This is a genomic window from Saccharomonospora azurea NA-128 (genome assembly GCF_000231055.2).
GTDB lineage: Bacteria > Actinomycetota > Actinomycetes > Mycobacteriales > Pseudonocardiaceae > Saccharomonospora > Saccharomonospora azurea.
On record NZ_CM001466.1, the window covers coordinates 4,654,172 to 4,671,065 of the forward strand.

General features: G+C 71.3%; 13 protein-coding genes and 1 pseudogene. 2 read left to right on the forward strand and 12 right to left on the reverse strand.

The features are described 5' to 3' along the window. Positions 1-82: 82 nt before the first annotated feature. From SACAZDRAFT_RS21425 to SACAZDRAFT_RS21450, 6 genes and pseudogenes are all read right to left on the reverse strand, one after another. Complete coding sequence (locus SACAZDRAFT_RS21425; RefSeq protein WP_005445173.1) at positions 83-1,321, reverse strand: SGNH/GDSL hydrolase family protein; 1,239 nt, start codon at positions 1,319-1,321, stop codon at positions 83-85. Positions 1,322-1,543: 222 nt separating this feature from the next. Next, positions 1,544-2,777, reverse strand: a pseudogene (locus SACAZDRAFT_RS21430) (SGNH/GDSL hydrolase family protein). 150 nt (positions 2,778-2,927) lie between these two features. Continuing rightward, positions 2,928-3,782, reverse strand: coding sequence for a GntR family transcriptional regulator (locus tag SACAZDRAFT_RS21435; protein WP_005445175.1), 855 nt, complete (start codon positions 3,780-3,782; stop codon positions 2,928-2,930). 10 nt (positions 3,783-3,792) lie between these two features. Beyond that, a complete protein-coding gene (gene pdxA / locus SACAZDRAFT_RS21440; RefSeq protein WP_005445176.1) occupies positions 3,793-4,836 on the reverse strand; it encodes a 4-hydroxythreonine-4-phosphate dehydrogenase PdxA in 1,044 nt (347 codons plus the stop codon). A gap of 2 nt (positions 4,837-4,838) precedes the next feature. Next, positions 4,839-6,035, reverse strand: a complete 1,197-nt coding sequence (locus SACAZDRAFT_RS21445; RefSeq protein WP_005445177.1) for a four-carbon acid sugar kinase family protein — start codon at positions 6,033-6,035, stop codon at positions 4,839-4,841. Further along, positions 6,032-7,030, reverse strand: a complete 999-nt coding sequence (locus SACAZDRAFT_RS21450; protein ID WP_005445178.1) for a 2-keto-3-deoxygluconate permease — start codon at positions 7,028-7,030, stop codon at positions 6,032-6,034. Before SACAZDRAFT_RS21450 ends, SACAZDRAFT_RS21445 begins: the two co-directional genes overlap by 4 nt. Before the next feature lie 299 nt (positions 7,031-7,329). Between SACAZDRAFT_RS21450 and SACAZDRAFT_RS21455 the strand changes: the two genes are divergently transcribed. After that, positions 7,330-7,803 carry a DUF6292 family protein gene (locus SACAZDRAFT_RS21455; protein WP_005445179.1) on the forward strand — a complete coding sequence of 158 codons (474 nt, stop codon included), beginning with the start codon at positions 7,330-7,332 and terminating at the stop codon, positions 7,801-7,803. Between the two features lie 10 nt (positions 7,804-7,813). On the opposite strand, the gene SACAZDRAFT_RS21460 is transcribed toward SACAZDRAFT_RS21455, so the two are convergent. The 3 genes from SACAZDRAFT_RS21460 to SACAZDRAFT_RS21465 form a co-directional block, all read right to left on the reverse strand. Beyond that, a complete protein-coding gene (locus SACAZDRAFT_RS21460) occupies positions 7,814-9,364 on the reverse strand; it encodes an amidohydrolase family protein (RefSeq protein WP_005445180.1) in 1,551 nt (516 codons plus the stop codon). 152 nt (positions 9,365-9,516) lie between these two features. Continuing rightward, on the reverse strand, positions 9,517-9,633 hold the full coding sequence (locus SACAZDRAFT_RS22710; protein ID WP_005445183.1) for a methionine/alanine import family NSS transporter small subunit: 117 nt from the start codon (positions 9,631-9,633) through the stop codon (positions 9,517-9,519). Further along, entirely contained in the window at positions 9,633-11,153 is a 1,521-nt protein-coding gene (locus tag SACAZDRAFT_RS21465) for a sodium-dependent transporter (protein ID WP_005445184.1), read from the reverse strand. The genes SACAZDRAFT_RS22710 and SACAZDRAFT_RS21465 overlap by 1 nt, the downstream gene beginning before the upstream one ends. A gap of 279 nt (positions 11,154-11,432) precedes the next feature. Between SACAZDRAFT_RS21465 and SACAZDRAFT_RS21470 the strand changes: the two genes are divergently transcribed. Beyond that, entirely contained in the window at positions 11,433-13,049 is a 1,617-nt protein-coding gene (locus SACAZDRAFT_RS21470) for an amidase (protein WP_005445186.1), read from the forward strand. 2 nt (positions 13,050-13,051) lie between these two features. Here the strand turns inward: SACAZDRAFT_RS21470 and SACAZDRAFT_RS21475 are convergent, their stop codons facing one another. Genes SACAZDRAFT_RS21475 through SACAZDRAFT_RS21485 form a run of 3 tightly spaced genes read right to left on the reverse strand, consistent with a single transcriptional unit; the run spans position 13,052 to position 16,739 of the window. Beyond that, entirely contained in the window at positions 13,052-13,729 is a 678-nt protein-coding gene (locus SACAZDRAFT_RS21475; RefSeq protein ID WP_005445188.1) for an N-acetyltransferase, read from the reverse strand. After that, positions 13,726-15,714, reverse strand: coding sequence for a TRAP transporter permease (locus SACAZDRAFT_RS21480; RefSeq protein ID WP_005445191.1), 1,989 nt, complete (start codon positions 15,712-15,714; stop codon positions 13,726-13,728). Before SACAZDRAFT_RS21480 ends, SACAZDRAFT_RS21475 begins: the two co-directional genes overlap by 4 nt. Before the next feature lie 26 nt (positions 15,715-15,740). Continuing rightward, positions 15,741-16,739 carry a TAXI family TRAP transporter solute-binding subunit gene (locus SACAZDRAFT_RS21485; protein ID WP_005445193.1) on the reverse strand — a complete coding sequence of 333 codons (999 nt, stop codon included), beginning with the start codon at positions 16,737-16,739 and terminating at the stop codon, positions 15,741-15,743. Positions 16,740-16,894 lie beyond the last annotated feature (155 nt).

Genomic DNA, 16,894 nt, shown 5'->3' on the forward strand with positions numbered 1-16,894 from the left:
ATCCGGGTGCCGGAGGGACCGCTTTCGCCCACACGCGCCGGATGATCGACGCCCCGGCCTGAAAGCGGCCCCTCCTGGCATCTCAGCAGAGGGTCTTCAGATCGACGGCGTCGGCCATCGCGGCGAAGCCCTCGTCGTTCGGATGCAGGTGGTCGCCGACGTCGTAGGCGGGCAGGAATCGCGTCGGGTGCTGCGGATCGCGCACGGCCGCGTCGAAGTCGACGACGGCGTCGAACTCGCCCGAGGTGCGGATCCACTCGTTGACGGCCTGGCGGTCGGCCTCTCCCGCCTCGGTGTAGTAGCCGGCGCCCTCGAACGGCGTCAGCGTCGCGCCGACCACGTCGAGGCCCGCGTCGTGCGCCCGGTCGATGAACTGGCGGTAGACGGCGATGAGCTGCTCCGGCTCGACCTCGCCCCGGCTGTTGCCGATGTCGTTGATGCCTTCGAGTAACACGACCGAGCGCACGCCCGGCCTGCTGAGGACGTCGCGGTCGAACCGGGACAGCGCCGAGTCGCCGTTCGCGCCGGCGTCGGTGAGGAGCCGGTTGCCGCTGATGCCGCTGTTGAGGACCCCGCACCGGCGCGGCCCCGGGCGGGACAGCAGCCGGTCGGCGACCTGGTCCGGGTAGCGGAGATTCGCATCTACGGTGGACACGACACCGTCGGTAATGGAGTCGCCGAAGAACACGACGGCCCCCCGGGCGCGCGCCGTGACGTCCACGCCGCTGAGGAAGTAGCGCGAGGTGTCGAGCGTCGTGAACGCGGAGCCCGGGTCGCTCGTCGCGTCGCCCTGTGCCGTGAACGACGTCGCGTACGCGCGCGAGTGGAAGGTCGCCGGCCCGGTCGGTCCGGGTAGGTAGGTGCTGACGACGAGGTCGGAGTCGTCCGGCACGGTGATGTCGACGGGGTCGGAGAGCCAGTCCGCGCCCGCGGGGATGGTGGTCGAAGTTCGGCCGTTGAAGGTCACGGGTGTCACCGCGCCGGGTTCGACGTCGGGGGTTCCGGCGGCGTCGTCACCCCTGGGGGCCACGGTGACGGAGCCGAGGGTGAGTGGGGCGTCGCCGTAGGCGTTGCTGAACCGCACGCGCACTGAGTCACCGCCCACGGACACGTGCGCCACCTGCCGCAGCGTGGTGTCGGTGAACCCCTCGGCCGAGGGTCCGCTCGCGGCCGGTTCCGTCATCGCGGCGTGCCAGCTGCCGACCCAGTCGCCGCCGTGGTGGGCGGTGGGCTCCGCCGCGACGGCGGGAGCGGCGATCAGTGTCAGGGAGAGGACAGCGCTTGCCACACCAGCTGCGATCCGTGATCGCATGGGCCTCATGAAAGATCCTTTCGCCGATTCGCACTGACATGCCGGGGCTGTCATGCCAGCAGGACGGTGATCACAGTCACAAGTGATCCACGATCAACGGATCGGTGAGCGGGTCGAGCGGTGGCGTCGGCGCGATGAACGGACGCCCTGGTCGGGGAGCCCGCACGCTGCCTCGACCGGCCCCGGGCCGGGACCGCAGCCAAGGCGGTCCCGGCCGGTGGCACAGTGGATTCAGCAGATGGTGTCGAGGTCCACGGCGTCGGCCATCGCGCCGAAGCCCGCGTCGTTCGGGTGCAGGTTGTCCCCGCTGTCGTAGGCGGGCAGCAGGCGGGTCGGCTGCTCGGGATCCTGCATGACGGCGTCGAAGTCGACGACCGCGTCGAACTCGCCCGAGGTGCGGATCCACTCGTTGATCGCCTGCCGGTCGGCTTCACCGGCCTCGTTGTAGTAGAACGCGCCCTCGTACGGCAGAAGGGTCGCACCGACCACCTCGATGCCCGCGTCGTGCGCGCGGGCGATGAACTGCCGGTACACCGCGATGAGCTCGTCCGGTTCCAGGTCGCCCTGGGCGGCGCCGATGTCGTTGATGCCCTCCAACAGCACCACCGAGCGCACGCCGGGCCTGCTCAGCACGTCCCGCTCGAAGCGGGACATCGCGGAGTCGCCGTAGTCCAGATCGTCGGCCAGCAGCCGGTTGCCGCCGATGCCGCTGTTCAACACCCCGCACGGAGCGGCGTCGGTGCGCTCCAGCAACCGGTCGGCGACCTGGTCGGGATAGCGCATGTTCCCGTCCACTGTGGAGAACACGCCGTCGGTGATGGAGTCACCGAAGAACACGACCGCTCCGTCGGTGTCGGCGGTGACGTCGATGCCCGCGAGGAAGTAGTAGGAGATGTCGAGCTCCGCGAACGCCGATCCCGGGTCGGTGGTCGCGTCGCCCTGTGCCGCGAACGACGTCGAGAAGCCCAGCGAGTGGAACGTCGTGGGCCCGGTCGGTCCGGGTAGGTAGGTGCTGACGACGAGGTCGGAGTCGTCCGGCACGGTGATGTCGACGGGATCGGAGAGCCAGTCCGCGCCCGCCGGGATGGTGACCGAGGTCCGGCCGTTGAACGTCACACAGCACGGCGTCGGGTTCGACGTCGGGGGTGCCCGCGGCGTCGTCACCCCTGGGGGTCACGGTGACCGAACCGAGGGTGAGTGGGGCGTCGCCGTAGGCGTTGCTGAACCGCAGTCGCACGGAGTCCCCGCCCACCGAGACGTGCGCGACCTGCCGCAGCGTGGTGTCGGTGAACCCGTCGAGGGACGGGCCTTCCGCAGCCGGCCCGGTCACGGCGGTGTGCCAGGTGCCGACCCAGTCGGCGTGGTTCGCCTGAGGATCGGCGTGGGCGGAGAGCGGGTTGACCAGGGCCAGCGAGGTGCATGCGACAAGCACACCCGCCGCGATCCGTGATCGAGTTCTCGACATGGAGGTCCCTTCGTGTCCGGCATCGGTGCTGCTCGCGGCGTGTCGCGGCAGCCCGGTGAGGCCAGTCACCAGGGATAGTGGATCAACGACAAGACGATCAAGGTGCTATTCACGTGTTCGATATCGGGAACCGGCGTCGAACGGCGTGCGTCAGTCCAGCAGCGTGCGCAGTTCCTCGACGAGTTCCCGCGCCCGCGCCAGATCCTCGGACGTCGGGCGTGACCGGCCGGTGGGCGCTCCGGCGGGCTCGCGTGGCGACGCGGCGTCGAGTGTGAGCGTCTCCGCGGTCTCCGAGACGTCGATGTCGAACACCACGCGGTCGGCCCGGTGCCAGGCGGAGAACCATTCCAGCGGACGTCCGTGCTGGTCGGCGGTCTCTCCTTCGAGCAGCAGCAGCGGAGTGCCGACCCCGATGTCCAACGCCGCGGCGAGGCGCTCGTCCGCCGCGACGGCGCGCACCTGACGCTGCCCGCTCACCGGGCGCAGCCCGTAGCGCTGCGAGAGAAGTCGGTGCAGGGAGGCGTCCACGAGGTCGTCGGCGTCCAGTTCGGACACTCGCGCGGCGGGCAGCCACGTTCGCACGTAGGACAGCGGTTCGTCGTCGACCAACCGGATCCGTTCGAGCTTCAGGCACGCCGAGGTGCCGAGCGACGCCCGCGCGGGGGCGGGCGGCGTCGCCTTCTCCAACCCCACGACGGTCGTCCTGATGTCGTGACCCCGCCGCGCGAACTGGTCGAACAGACCGGTCGCCCGCTGCACCAGCCTGCGGTACTCGGTGGGCTCGGCCACCACCGTCGGCCTGCCCTGCCGCCGGATCACCAGGCCGTCGGCGGCGAGCCCGGCGACGGCCTGGCGAACGACACTGCGACCCACACCGAAACGGGCGCAGAGCTCCGCTTCACTGGGCAGGGTCGATCCGGGCGGAAGGTCGTGCCCCACGATCTCCTGGCGCAACGACTCCGCGACCTGCTGGTGCAGCGGTCGGCCGTCCGTCCGGTCGAGCATGGCGGGAAGTCTACGAGACCTCGCCGGCGCGGGCGGTCGCCCACACCTCGTGCCACGCGGGCGCCAGTTCCGCGGCCCTGCGGGTGGCGAGCACCAGGCTGGCCTCCCGCGCGATGCCCTTGCCCGCGATGTCGAACGCGGTGCCGTGGTCCACCGACACGCGGACGACGGGCAGGCCGACCGTGATGTTGACGCCGTCGTCGCCGTAGACGGCCTTGAACGGCGCGTGGCCCTGGTCGTGGTAGCACACGACCACGAACTTCCACTTGCCCTTGACCGCGGCGGGGATCAACGCGTCGGCGGGCAGCGGGCCCACGGCGTTGATGCCCGCGGCCCGGGCCCGCTCCACGGCGGGGGCGAGCACGTCGGCGTCCTCGTCGCCGAACAGGCGGTTCTCCCCGGCGTGGGGGTTCAGCCCCGCAAGGCCGATCGCTTCGTCGGGGCGGCCGAGCGCCCGGGCGAACGATCCGACGAGGCGCAGCACGCTGTCGGTGCGTTCCGGGGTCACGCCCGCGATCGCGTCGCGCAGCGAGACGTGCGTGGTGAGGTGGAAGAAGTACAGCTCTCCGGCCGAGAGCACCAGGCTGAAGTTCTTCACCCCGAACTCGTGGGCCAGAAGCTCGGTGTGGCCGGGCCAGTTGTGCCCGCCCGCGTGCATCGCGGCCTTGTTCAGCGGCGCCGTGACGATGCCGGCCACCCGGCCTTCACGGGCGAGGGCGCAGGCGGTCATGACGAACCGGGCGGCGGCGTCACCCGCGCGCGGGTCGAGCTCACCGTAGGGCACGTCGCCGAGGTCGGGGCCGTCCTGGATCACCTCGACGAGCGCCGGATCGCCGGTGGCGGCCTCGGGCGAGTCGACGACGCGCACACTGTCGGGGCTCCTGCCGAGCACCTCGGCCGCCTTGCGGAGCGCGGCGGCGTCGCCGATCACCACGGGCTTGCAGACCGTGCGCAGGTCGGGGTGGTCGAGCAGCGTCCGGACGGTGATCTCCGGTCCGATCCCGGCGACGTCGCCCAGGGTGAGGGCGAGCGTGGGCAGCTGCTGGTCGTTCACCGTTACTCCTTGTCGTTTCGAGGTCGTTGCCGAGTTGTCCCGACCGCGTGCGCGGCCTCCGTCAACACGTCCGGTCCGCCGAAGCCGCCTGCCTTCGTGGCCACGGGGAGTCCCGCGTTCGGACCGCCCACCACGGTGCCGAGGGGCACCCCGGGGGCCACGTGCCCGGTCACCCGGATCCCGGTGCCGCCGAGTGCGGAGAGCACGGCGCGGGCACCGTCGCCACCGGTGGCCACCAGCCCTGCGATCTCCCCCTCCCGCACGAGCTGTGCCGTGAGCGCGCCGAGCCGGGCCGACACGACGTCCGCCCGCAGGCTGCCGTCCCCGCGCTCCGGCGCCTGGAGCAGCAACACCTCCGGGCGCTGCGCCGCGGTGGCCAGCGCCGTGCCGGTGAACTCGGCCCATGCGGCGTCGTCGAGCACCTGCCGGGATGTGGGCGCCAGCGTCGGCACACCGGAGGCGCGCAGCCGGGCGGCCTGCTCGGCGGTCGCCGAATGCAGTGTGGTCACGACGACCAAGGCGGTTCCCGCCGGCTCTCTCCAGTGCCGGGCCAGCGGGGCGGCCAGCCCTGCCGAGCCGACGGCGACGGCGTGGTCACCGAGCGCCGCCGTCAGGGCGGCGACACGGTCGAGGTCGTGGTCGTCGGCGGCGTCGACGACCACGACCCGGCTTCCCGTGGCCCGTGCCTCGCGCGCCCACTCGTCGGGGTGGCGCTCCGGGGCGAGGCGGAGCAGGGGAGCGTCGAGCAACGTCGGTACGTGACTGCACGTCACGGGTGTCACGGGGTCACGCCCCACCGAGGTGTCCGCCACGGGCGTGCCGTCGACCAGCAGCGTGCCGTCCACGAGTGTCCGGCCCACGGCGGGGAACGCGGGACACACCACGGCGATCACTTCGGGCCCGAGGGCGTCGAGCACCGCGTCGATCTCGGCGCGCACCGGGCCGCGCACCGTCGAGTCGATCTTCTTGTAGAGCCGGGGGACACCGGCGCCGAGGAATTCGGCGGTGGCGTCGCGGACGCGCTGCGCCGCCTCGGCGGGGTCGAGGGCGCGGGAGTCGGTGGTCACCGCCACGACCTCCGCCGTGCTCGTCCCGGTGTGCAGCAGCAGTTCGGAGGTCCAGCCGGCCTCGGTGAACTGCAGCGCGGTGTCCCCCGCGCCCGTGAGGTCGTCGGCGATCACCGCCACCTGCGGTGTCATGACGGCTCCACCTGCGGGGTGGCGGTCGTCTTCAGTGCCCCGGCGCGTTTGAGGACGTACGAAGCGATCAGGGGAGCGAGGATGGCCGTCACCAGCACCGACGACGCCACCTGTGCGGTCGCCGTCCCCACGTACTCGGCGAACTTCGGGTCGGCCGAGGCGACGATGGCCGGGGTGGCGACGGCGTTGCCCGCCGTCGTGCCCGCCGCGAAGCCGAGGCCGGACTGCTTGCCGCGGCGCAGGATGAACCGGTAGCCCAGGTAGACGAGGAAGCCGGTGAACGGCGCCACCACGAGGCCCACGAGGATGCCGGTCAGGCCACCCGTGACCACGTCACCGAGGTTGATGCCGGTGCCCAGCGCGAACGCGAAGAACGGGATGACGATGTTGGGCACGGGATCCATCACCCGGCGCCATTCCGCGTCGATGTTGCCGATGAGCACGCCCAGCAGGAACGGGACGATGGCCGCGATCAGGTCCGTCACCGGGATGTCGCCGAAGCCGGACGCGCCGAGGAAGAGCAGGGTCAGGAACGGGCCGTCGTTCACCGCGCTCGCCATGTAGGCGCCGCGGTCGCGCGCGTCGCCGTACTGTCCCGCGAAGGCGAGCCACAGCCCGCCGTTGCTGTTGTCGATGCAGGCGAGCAGGCCGAGCAGTGAGACGCCGAGGATGCCGTCGAGCCCGACGAAGACGCCGAGCAGCACCACGAGAGCCGCCGGGATGAGGCTCTTCATGACCAGCACGGTGCCCGCGTGTGCGAGGACGGGTCCGCTCGACCGGGCCGAGACCTGCATACCGGTCGCGAAGATCAGCAGTGCGATGAGCGGGGTGGCGCTGTCCTTGAACAGGCCCGTGGTGAAGCTACCGATCTCCAGCGCTCCCGGCGCCAGCGTCGCGACGAGCGTGCCCAGAACCAGCGGGATGAGCATGAGCCCACCCGGGATTCGTTGCATCGTGGCGAACAGCGGGACTCGGGAGGTCTCCGTACTGCTCATGCCGGCCTCCTTGTCGGCAGTGCGGCACCGAAGGCGCCGAACTTGTACGTATCGCTTGTCCGTACAAGATGACACAGGGGTTGCCGAGGACTGCACGCGACCCCACCGAAACCGTGCTTCACGGTAGGGCGGGAGGTCCCGAGAAGGCCGCGCGAAGGCCGCGGACGTGACCAGCGCGGCAGCACCCGGAGTGCCCGAAACGCCCGATAGCCACGTTTGGGTGAACACCCGCTCGGGTAATTGCTGAGCGGCCCGGTGAACCGCCGGGCGGTACTACGTGTGACTTTCTCGGAGCGTCCATGGAATGGGAACTGGGATCCGTGGATCCCGTCGTGCGGGGACTGCGGAACTACGTTCGCAATGTCGTGGAAACCCTCGGGCTCACCGGTGACTCCTCCTTTGTGCAGTCGGAGCCGTTGAGCCTGTACCTGGCGGTGGACGGGCACCTTCCCGGCTATCCGAACCGCGACGTCGCACTCCTGTGGGACGAGGAGCGAGGCTGGGCCGGCGCGCTGGAGACCGGCTGTGGCGAGGACCTCATCGTCGTGAGCTACCTCGGCGGCGACCCGCTCCCCCAGCCGGAGGTCGTCGCGACCTACACGGCGGCACTGCTGCGGGGAGAGGCGCCGGGCCGGTCGGAGCCGCCCGCGTTCCCGGGCGCGGAAGTGCGCCGCGGGTTGCGGTGGATGGCGCGGATGCCGGACCTCGCCGGTTCGTCGGCGGGGCGGCGCGGGGACCTGCCGAACGCTCCGGTCCCGGCCAGGGCCAGCTGAGCGACGTCGATCACCCGGTCATCGGGGTGCAGCAACGGAGCGTCGAGCGAGTCGAGCCGAGGGGAACGTCCTCCTGCGCGGCACGTTCGATGTCGTCGAACAACCGCTGCCGCTCGGCGGGCCCGTGGTGCCTGCCGCGAGCGACCACCGCGTGAATCCTGCGCGTGTGCGTGATGTCGGCGAGCGGATCGGCGTCGAGGACCAGCAGATCGGCTTTCGCCCCGGCGGTGAGCGTGCCGGCGTCGGTCAGGCCCGCGCAGCGTGCCGCGTCGCGGGTGGCGGCCAGTAACGCCCGAGCCGGTGACAGGCCCGCGCGCACCAACAGCTCCAGCTCGTCGTGCGTGGCCAGACCGGGGAAGACGTACGCGGCCCCGCTGTCGGTGCCGGTACCGAGGGGTGCACCGTCGGCCGCGAGGTCGCCGACGAGCTCCAGGCGGGCGTCGAGATAGGCGAGTTCGAGCTCCGCGCGTTCCGGTGTCCACTCCGGCCACGCGCGGGCCATGGCCTCCCACTCCTGCCGGATCGTGGCGGGCAGCCACCGCGCGGCCAACTCCTGCGTCTCCTCGTCGTCGAGGAACCGGCTCGGATGGCGTGCGTAGGCGGACTCGACGGCGAACGTGGGGACGTGCCAGGCGCCGTGCTCGACGAACAACCCGGCGAGGTCGGCGGCCCGGCCGCGGTCGTAGGTCTGGAACACCTCGCGTTCGAGCAACGCGGCCCGCCGCCCCCACCACTGTGGATCGGCGGGGTCGTCGGGGAGTGCGGCGAGGTGCTCGAAGTGCTCCTCGGCCCGCCGCGACGTCGACAGGTGCATGCCGTAGTTGTGCTCGACGGAGCGCTGCCCCCGGCGCACGACCTCCTGCACCGGCAGCAGGGACGGACTGTGGCCCGCGAAGGGCAACCCGACGCGCGCGGCGTGCGTGGCGATGGCGGCGTGCTCGTCGGAGTGCAGGAACGAGTACACCTTGAGCAGGTCGGCTCCCTCGCCGCTGGCGCGATCCGCGGCGTCCCGGGCGTCGTCGTCGGTGTCGATGAGCGTGGCGCCGGGGACGGGGGAATCCGGACCGTCGAGCGTGTTGCTCGCCACCACCATGCGCGGTCCGGCGAGCTCACCGCGCTCGATGCGACGACGGACGGCGTGGGTCGCCTCCGAACCTCGCATCTCGCGGACTCCCGTGACGCCGTGCACGAGCTGCAGCGCCGGCACCGTCGGGGTGACGTCGCTGGAGTGAGTGTGCAGGTCCCACAGGCCCGGAATCACGTAGCGGCCCGAACAGTCGACGACCCGCAGGCCCGGGATGTCGGGCAGGCTCTCGCCACGGTTCCACCGTCCGATCGCCACGACGCGGTCGCCGCTGATCACGATGCTGGTGCCTGGTCTCGCCGGTGCGCCGGTGCCGTCGAACACGGTGGCGTCGCGCAGCAGGAGTGCCCCGGCGTTGTCGGGTCCGGCGTTCTCGGTGGCGGCCACCGCCACGGACCCGCCACGGCCGAGGGTGGCCGCCGCGACGACACCACTGCTCAACCAGGCCAGGAACGAGCGCCTGTCGAAACCGTTCATCGCGCGGCACCTCCGAGGTGAGACCGACACGGTGCCACGGTCGTCCTGGACGATCAACCGCTAGCCAGCCCGCACAGACAACGGGGCGGGCACTCCCGCGTGGGAAGTGCCCGCCCTCGTCGTCTCCGGCCCCACGACCGGGCCCGCTCCCGTCAGGCGTCGTCGTCGCGACGGTCCGGATGCCGTCGCAGGCGCAGGATCGCCAGCACGAGGCCACCCCACACGAGTCCGATGGAGACGATGAGCATCACGATGGCACTCGTCGACATCAGCGCTGCACCTCCTCTGCCGCCTCGTCACCGACCTGCCGCCCGCGCTTCCACGGCACCAGCGACAGCAGGACGCCGAGCACGAGCGCGCCCAACGCCACACCCCAACCCGCGCCGAGCAGGAACGAGTCGGAGTAGCCCTCGTAGTTCTCGGCCAGCTCCGCCTGGAGGCTGTCCCACATCATCCAGCCGAGCATGATCGGGGTGATCACGCCGAGCGTGATCCGCCACAGCGGCCCCAGCTTGATCGCGGACGTGGCGTTGGCGTGCTGCTCCAGCGGCTTGAGCTGGCGCAACACCCAGGACACCACGATCACCGCGACGAGCGCCGCGACGACGATGCCGTACTGGTTGATGAAGTGGTCGACCACGTCCAGCAGGTGCACCCCGCCCGTGGTGGGGAACAGCAGAATCGACACGAGCGCGGTCAGCCCGCCGACGATGAGCACGGCGGGCACCCGCCGCAGGCCAGTCCGGTCGGCCACCGAGCCGATCAGGACCTGGACGATGCTGATGAGCGAGGTCAGTCCGGCGATGGTGAGCGAGGCGAAGAACAGCACGCCGAAGATCTCGCCGCCGGGCATGTTGGAGATGATCTCCGGGAAAGCGACGAACGCGAGGCCGATGCCGCTGGTCGCCAGCTCGTTCACCGGCACACCGGCTTGGGCCGCCATGAAGCCGATCGTGGCGAACACCCCGATGCCGGCCAGCAGCTCGAAGGAGCTGTTGGCGAAGCCCGCGACCATGGCCGATCCGCTGAGGTCGGAGCGCCGCCGCAGGTACGACGAGTAGGTGATCATGATGCCGAAGCCGATCGACAACGAGAAGAAGATCTGCCCGTAGGCCGCGACCCACACGCTGCCGTCGGTGATGGCCGACCAGTCGGGTTCGAAGAACGCGTTGAGGCCGTCCGTGGCACCGGGAAGCGTGATCGCCCGGATGACGAGGACGCCGAACAACACGACCAGCAACGGGATGAAGATCTTGTTCGCGCGTTCGATGCCCCCGCGGACCCCGATGGCCAGGACGCCCAGCGTGATGATCCAGACCGCGAGGAGCGGGATCAGGATGTTGCCCACGAAGGACAGGTCCACCGTGGGCGTCTCCGAGGCCTGCAGGAAGTCCGAGAAGAGGAACGTCTCGGGGTCGTCGCCCCAGGCCTTGTCGAACGAGAAGCCCGTGTACATGATCGACCACGCGATGATGACCGCGTAGTAGGCGGCGATGACGAAGCAGATCATGACCTGCCACCAGCCGATGGCCTGCGCGGGTCGGGACAGGCGCAGGAACGCGGTCGGCGGTGTGGCCCGGTACTTGTGCCCGAGGGTGTACTCCATGATCAGGAGCGGGATGCCCGCCGTCAGCAGCGCGACGAGATACGGGATGAGGAACGCGCCTCCCCCGTTCTGGTAGGCGACGTACGGGAAGCGCCAGATGTTGCCCAGGCCGACGGCAGAGCCGATGGCGGCCATGAGAAACCCGGCGCGGGAGCCCCATTGCTCACGGTGCTCAGCGTGCATGGCGTGTGTGTCCGAATCGTTCGTGTCGATGAGTGGTCGGTGTCCGCCGGCCTGCTCGCCGCAGCCCACCACCCCGATTGTCGGTGGCCGGGCGTCGGACCGCGCGGCAGGGAGGCAGCGTACCCGGCGATCATGACCCAGCGGCGCGGCCGTGTCGAGGGTCGCAGGGAGCCGCCCGCACTGCGCCGAACGGAGGCTTTTCGGGGCCGTCGGTCTGGACAACGGTGAGCTCGGCGCGGTAGCCCTGAACGACCACCCTGACGAGAAGAGGGGTTTCTCGTGCGACGCACGTTCACCGGTGCTCTCGCGATCGTCTCCGGGATGTCGGTCGCCCTGTCCCTGCTGGCCGCCGTTCCCGCCACCGCGGCGTCCCCCGAACCGGCGCCGGAGACGGACGTGGTCGGACGGACGGTGGCCGATCTGCGCCACCTGCTCGACGACGGCTCGGTCACCTCGGTGCAGCTCGTCGACGCCTACCTTCGCCGCATCGAGGCCTTCGACCCCGACCGTCCCGATCGGCCCGGACTTCGGGCCGTCATCAGCGTCAACCCCGCGGCGCGGGCCGACGCGGCCCGCCTCGACGCCGAACGCGCCGCAGGTCGGGTTCGCGGACCGCTGCACGGTGTCCCCGTGGTGGTCAAGGACAACATCGACACGCGTGATCTGCCCACCACGAGCGGATCCGCCGCGCTCCGGGGGCTGCGGGCACCGGACGACGCGACGCAGGTGGCGCGCCTGCGGGCGGCGGGCGCCGTCGTGCTCGCCAAGACGAACCTGCACGAGTACGCGATGAGCATCTACACCGTGTCCTCCCTCGGCGGGCAGACGCGCAACCCGTACGACCCGAGCCGGCACCCCGGCGGGTCGAGCGGAGGGACGGCCGCCGCCGTGGCCGCCGCGCTCGCTCCGGCGGGGTTCGGCACGGACACGTGCGGGTCGGTGCGCATCCCCGCCGCGCACAACAACCTCGTCGGGGTGCGGCCGACGCTCGGCCTGTCCAGTCGCGACGGGGTCGCGTCCCTGGCGGGAACACAGGACACCGTCGGCCCTCTCACCGTGTCGGTGGAGGACGCGGCGCTGCTGCTCGACGCGACCGTGGGCTACGACCCGGCCGACCCGGTCACGGAGGCCGCGCGCGGCCGCGTGCCCGACTCGTACACGGACGGGTTGCGCCGGGGCGCGGTGGCGGGCGCCCGGTTGGGCGTCGTCACCGACTACCTGGACACCGAGGGCCGCGCCGCGCAGACCAGTGCGCTCGTGCGTGCCGCCGCGGCGGATCTGGAGAACCTCGGGGCCGAGGTCGTGGAGCTGGGGCCACAGGAAGGTCTCATGGACGCCGCGGGTGCGGCCAACCGCGTGCGGCACGAGTTCGAGCGCGATCTGAACGCCTACCTCGCCGACTCCGCACGGGGCATGCCCCGTCGCCTGGCGCACCTGGCACCGCCCCGCGACGAACTCACGCTCGCCGACATCGTGGCGTCGGGCGAGGTGACGCCGAGCGTGCTCGACACCCTGCGGGCCTGGGTGGACAGTCCCTCGCTGCCCAACCCGGAGTACGAGGAGGCGCTACGGCAGCGCGACCGGTTGCGGGACCTGCTCACCGAACTCCTGCGGCGACACGACCTCGACGCGCTCGTGTACCCGTCGATCAGCGAGCCACCGACCCCGATCGGGGTGGAACAGTCCTATCGCAACTGCCGGCTCGCGGCGTTCAGCGGCTTCCCCGCGGTCAGCGTCCCGGCGGGATTCACCGCCGACGGGCTCCCCGTGGGCGTGGAGCTGCTGGGCGCGCCGTTCTCCGAACCGGCGCTGCTGGGCTACGCCTACGACTACGAACAGGCGACGCGACACCGCACGCCTCCGGCGGGCACCCCGCCGTTGCCTTCGGCGCGGTGAGCTCAGCCGCGGCGCAGGGGAAACAGCACCTCCTGGCCGATCGGCCGGTACCCCGCGGCCAACAGGGCGCGCATCGAGGCGGCGTTGCCGGGGGTGACCTGTGCGAAGAGCGGTTCGCCGCGAGGCACGCGGCTGCGGGCGGCCGAGGCGAGCGCGCGCCCGAGCCCCCGTGCGCGGGAGTTCGGCACGACGTCCATGCTCATCTCCCAGCGCCCGGCCAGACCACGCCCCAGCACCAGAAGGCCGTCACCCTCGGCGGTGGTCCAGGCCTGCACGTCGTCGCGGAAGCGGCGTGAGCGGGTCACGCGCGGATGTCCGTCGTCGAACGGCAGCAGCCGGACCCGCGGCGCGACCGACATCCCGAGGGCGGGCGGGGCCACGAGCACGGCGTCGTTCTCCCCGACCGTGGTACCGAGGTGTTCGGCGAGCGAGAGCAGCACCCTCGGATGCAGCGGGTCGACCTCCGGGTCGGCGAGCACCCGCTGCCACCACGGCAGGTCGACGGGCGCGGTGACGAGGAAGCACCCGGTGAAGGCCACCACCGCGGCCGCGGGACCGCACGGCGGCGCCACCCATACCGACCAGTCGGCCGCCGGGTACACGCCGTGCGCCGCGTCCGCGAACAGCGTGGTGACCTCGTCGGCGCTCAGGGTCTGGAACCGCGGTCCTGACCCGCTCATCCGACCGCGGCCTCCGGCCCGCGACCGCCCCGGCCCGTGCGGCCCCACCGGCGTGCGACGACGACGGCCGCGATCACGACGAACCCGACCAGCGACACCCACGGATCCGGGTGGATGGCGGCCAGTCCACCCAGGACCAGGCCGATTCGGAGGACGGGACCGGCGTCGGGCGCGAAGCCGACGAGCCCGGCCGCCACCGCCACGATGCCCACCACGGCGGTCACGAGCGTGACGGTGAAGACGCCGAACGTCGGGTCCTGCAGGAGCAGCTGCGGTTCGAGCACGAACACGTACGGCACCAGGAACGCCGGTGCCGCGAGCTTGAACGCCGTCAGGCCCGTGCGCATGGGGTTGGCGCCCGCGAGCCCGGCGCCCGCGTACGCGGCGAGGCACACCGGCGGCGTGATGTCGGCGACGATGCCGAAGAAGAAGACGAAGAAGTGGGCGGCCACCACGGGCACGCCGAGCGCCACGAGGATCGGCGCGGCGACCGTGGCGGTGACGACGTAGTTCGCGGTCGTCGGCAGGCCCATGCCCAGCACCAGGCACGCCACCATCGTGAGGATCAGGATGAGGACGAAGCTGCCGCCCGCGAGGTCGACGATGCCGCCCGCGAGCTTGCCGCCGAGTCCGGTGCGTGTGACCGTGCCCGCGATGATGCCCGCACTCGCGCAGGCCGCGATCACGGGCAGTGCCGCGCGGGCGCCGGCCTCGAACAGCTGCGCGAACCGCCGGGGCGACAGCCGGGTGTCGGCCCGGACGAGACTCACGAGCAGCGCGGCGGCGATGCCGAACAGGGCGGCGTTGGCCGGTGAGCGGCCCGCGAGCAACAGACCGACGATCACCACGAGCGGCGCGAGCAGGTACGCGCGGCCGAGCAGGCCCCGCAGGCGCGGCAGCTGCTCCTTCGGCGAGCCGAGTACCCCGGTCCGCAGCGCCTCGAAGTGCACCCCGCTGAACACGCCCAGGTAGTACAGGACGGCGGGCACGATCGCGTACAGGATCAGTTCGTTGTACGGGATGCCCGTGTACTCGCCCATGATGAACACGGCCGCGCCCATCATCGGCGGCACGAGCTGCCCGCCCGTGGAGGCGGTGGCCTCCGCCGCGCCCGCGACGTGAGGCCGGAACCCCGCGCGCTTCATCATCGGGATGGTGAACGACCCGGAGGCGACGGTGTTGGCCACCGAACTGCCCGACACCATGCCCTGCAGCCCGCTGGCCACCACGGCGGCCTTGGCCGTGCCGCCGGTGTATCGGCCGGTGAGGCCGAAGGCGAGGTCGTTGAAGAACTGCCCGATGTTGGTCTTGACCAGGACGACCCCGAAGAACAGGAACAGGAAGATGAACGTCGACGACACCTGCACCGGGGTGCCGAACACCGACGTCGAGCTGTAGACCGACTCCGCCACCAGCGAGTCGAACGTGAAGCCGGGGTGGGCGAAGATCGGCATGGACGGCCCGAAGTAGCCGTAGGCGAGCGCGGCCACGGCGATCACCACGATGGGCAGGCCGACGCAGCGGCGCGTGGCCTCCAGGATCAACGCGATGGCGGCGGTGGCCACGACCACGTCGAACGGCGTGAAGCCGAAGACCACAGCCTGCGTCGTCAACCGCTCGTAGTCCACGACGATGTAGCCGTTGGCCAGCAGCGCGAGCGCGCACAGCACCACGTCGTAGAGCGGCACCCCGGGTCTGCCCGCCCACTCCTTCTTCGCCGGGTACAGCAGGTACACCAGGCTCAGGGCCATGCCGACGTGCACCGCACCCTGGATCACCGAGGTGAAGGTGCCGAACAGTGCCGTGTAGAGCTGGAACAGCGTCAGGGCGGTGCCGAGCACCGTGACGACCCACTTCCACGGCCCGAGCCGGGTGCGGTAGCGGCTTTCGCGGTCGTACGCGCGGGCCTGTGCCTCCTGCGTGTCGGTCGGGTGGGACGGTGACGCGGCGGGAGCGTCCCGAGTGCCTTCGGTGTCCTGGGCCATGCTGCGGTTGTCCTTCCCGGCGCCGGTCAGTCGAGCAGGCCCTGCTCCGCGAGGTACTTGCGCGCACCGGGATGCAGCGGCACGTCACCCTGGCCGACCGTGGCTTCCTCGACCGTGATGAGCTCCTTCTGCGCCAGCGTCAGGTCGTCCGCGTGTTCGTAGAGGGCCTTCGTCAGTTCGTAGCCGAGCTCCTCGCTCACCTGGGTGGTGGAGGCGTACAGGGACGCGAACACCGAGACCGTGGGAACCGGCTCGTCGAGGAAGTCGTAGGTGCCCGCGGGGATCTCGTACTTCTCGAAGTCGCTGTTCTCCGCGATGGTGTCGAGCTCGGGTCCGCCGAGGGGGACGAGCGTGACGCCGCCCGTGGTGGCGTGCAGTTCCTGCAGGCTCGCCGCGGGGACACCGAGCACCTCGATGGAGGCGTCGGCGTTGCCGTCCTGCAGCTTGGTCTTGGCGTCGGCGAAGCCTTCCTCCAACGCGGTGTAGGAGCCCTCCTCCAGGCCGTAGGCCGCCAGGATCTGCTCCGCCGCCTCGCGGGTACCTCCGCCGGGAGGGCCGATCGCGACGGTCTTTCCGCGCAGGTCGTCCACCGAGTCGATGCCCGTGGACTCCAGGGTGATGATCTGCGCCGCCTCCGGGTAGAGCTTGCCGAGCAGACCGACGTTCTCGACCTTCGCGCCCTCGAACTCGCCACTGCCGGTGACGGCGTTCTGCGCCGTGTTGTGCTGTGCGATCCCGAGTTGCAGTTCGCCGCGGGCGATCTTGGCGAGGTTCTCCACCGACGCCCCGGTCTCCACGGCGGTGACGTTCAGGCCCTCGACCTCGATGGTGTCGACGAAGATGCTCGCGTACTCCTGCCCGAGCGGGTAGTACACGCCACCGGTGCTGCCGGTGCCGAGCTGAAGGTCGGTGGTGACTCCGCCACCGCCCCCGCCTCCGGAACAGGCCGCCGTCATCGCCACCGCCGCGACCATCGCCGTGACCGCGAGGCCGCCACCACGCCCGGAACGTGTCGCTGTCCGCACGCCTGTTCCTCCTCCGTCGGAGTTCTGGTCTGTACCAACCAACATGGTGACGCACGTCTCGGCGAATGGGGCAGCGTCGATCGTTATCCGTTCGCGATCTTTCGGCGTGGTCGGCCGAGTGACTGCCGCGAACGGGCGAAGTGGATTGCGCCAGG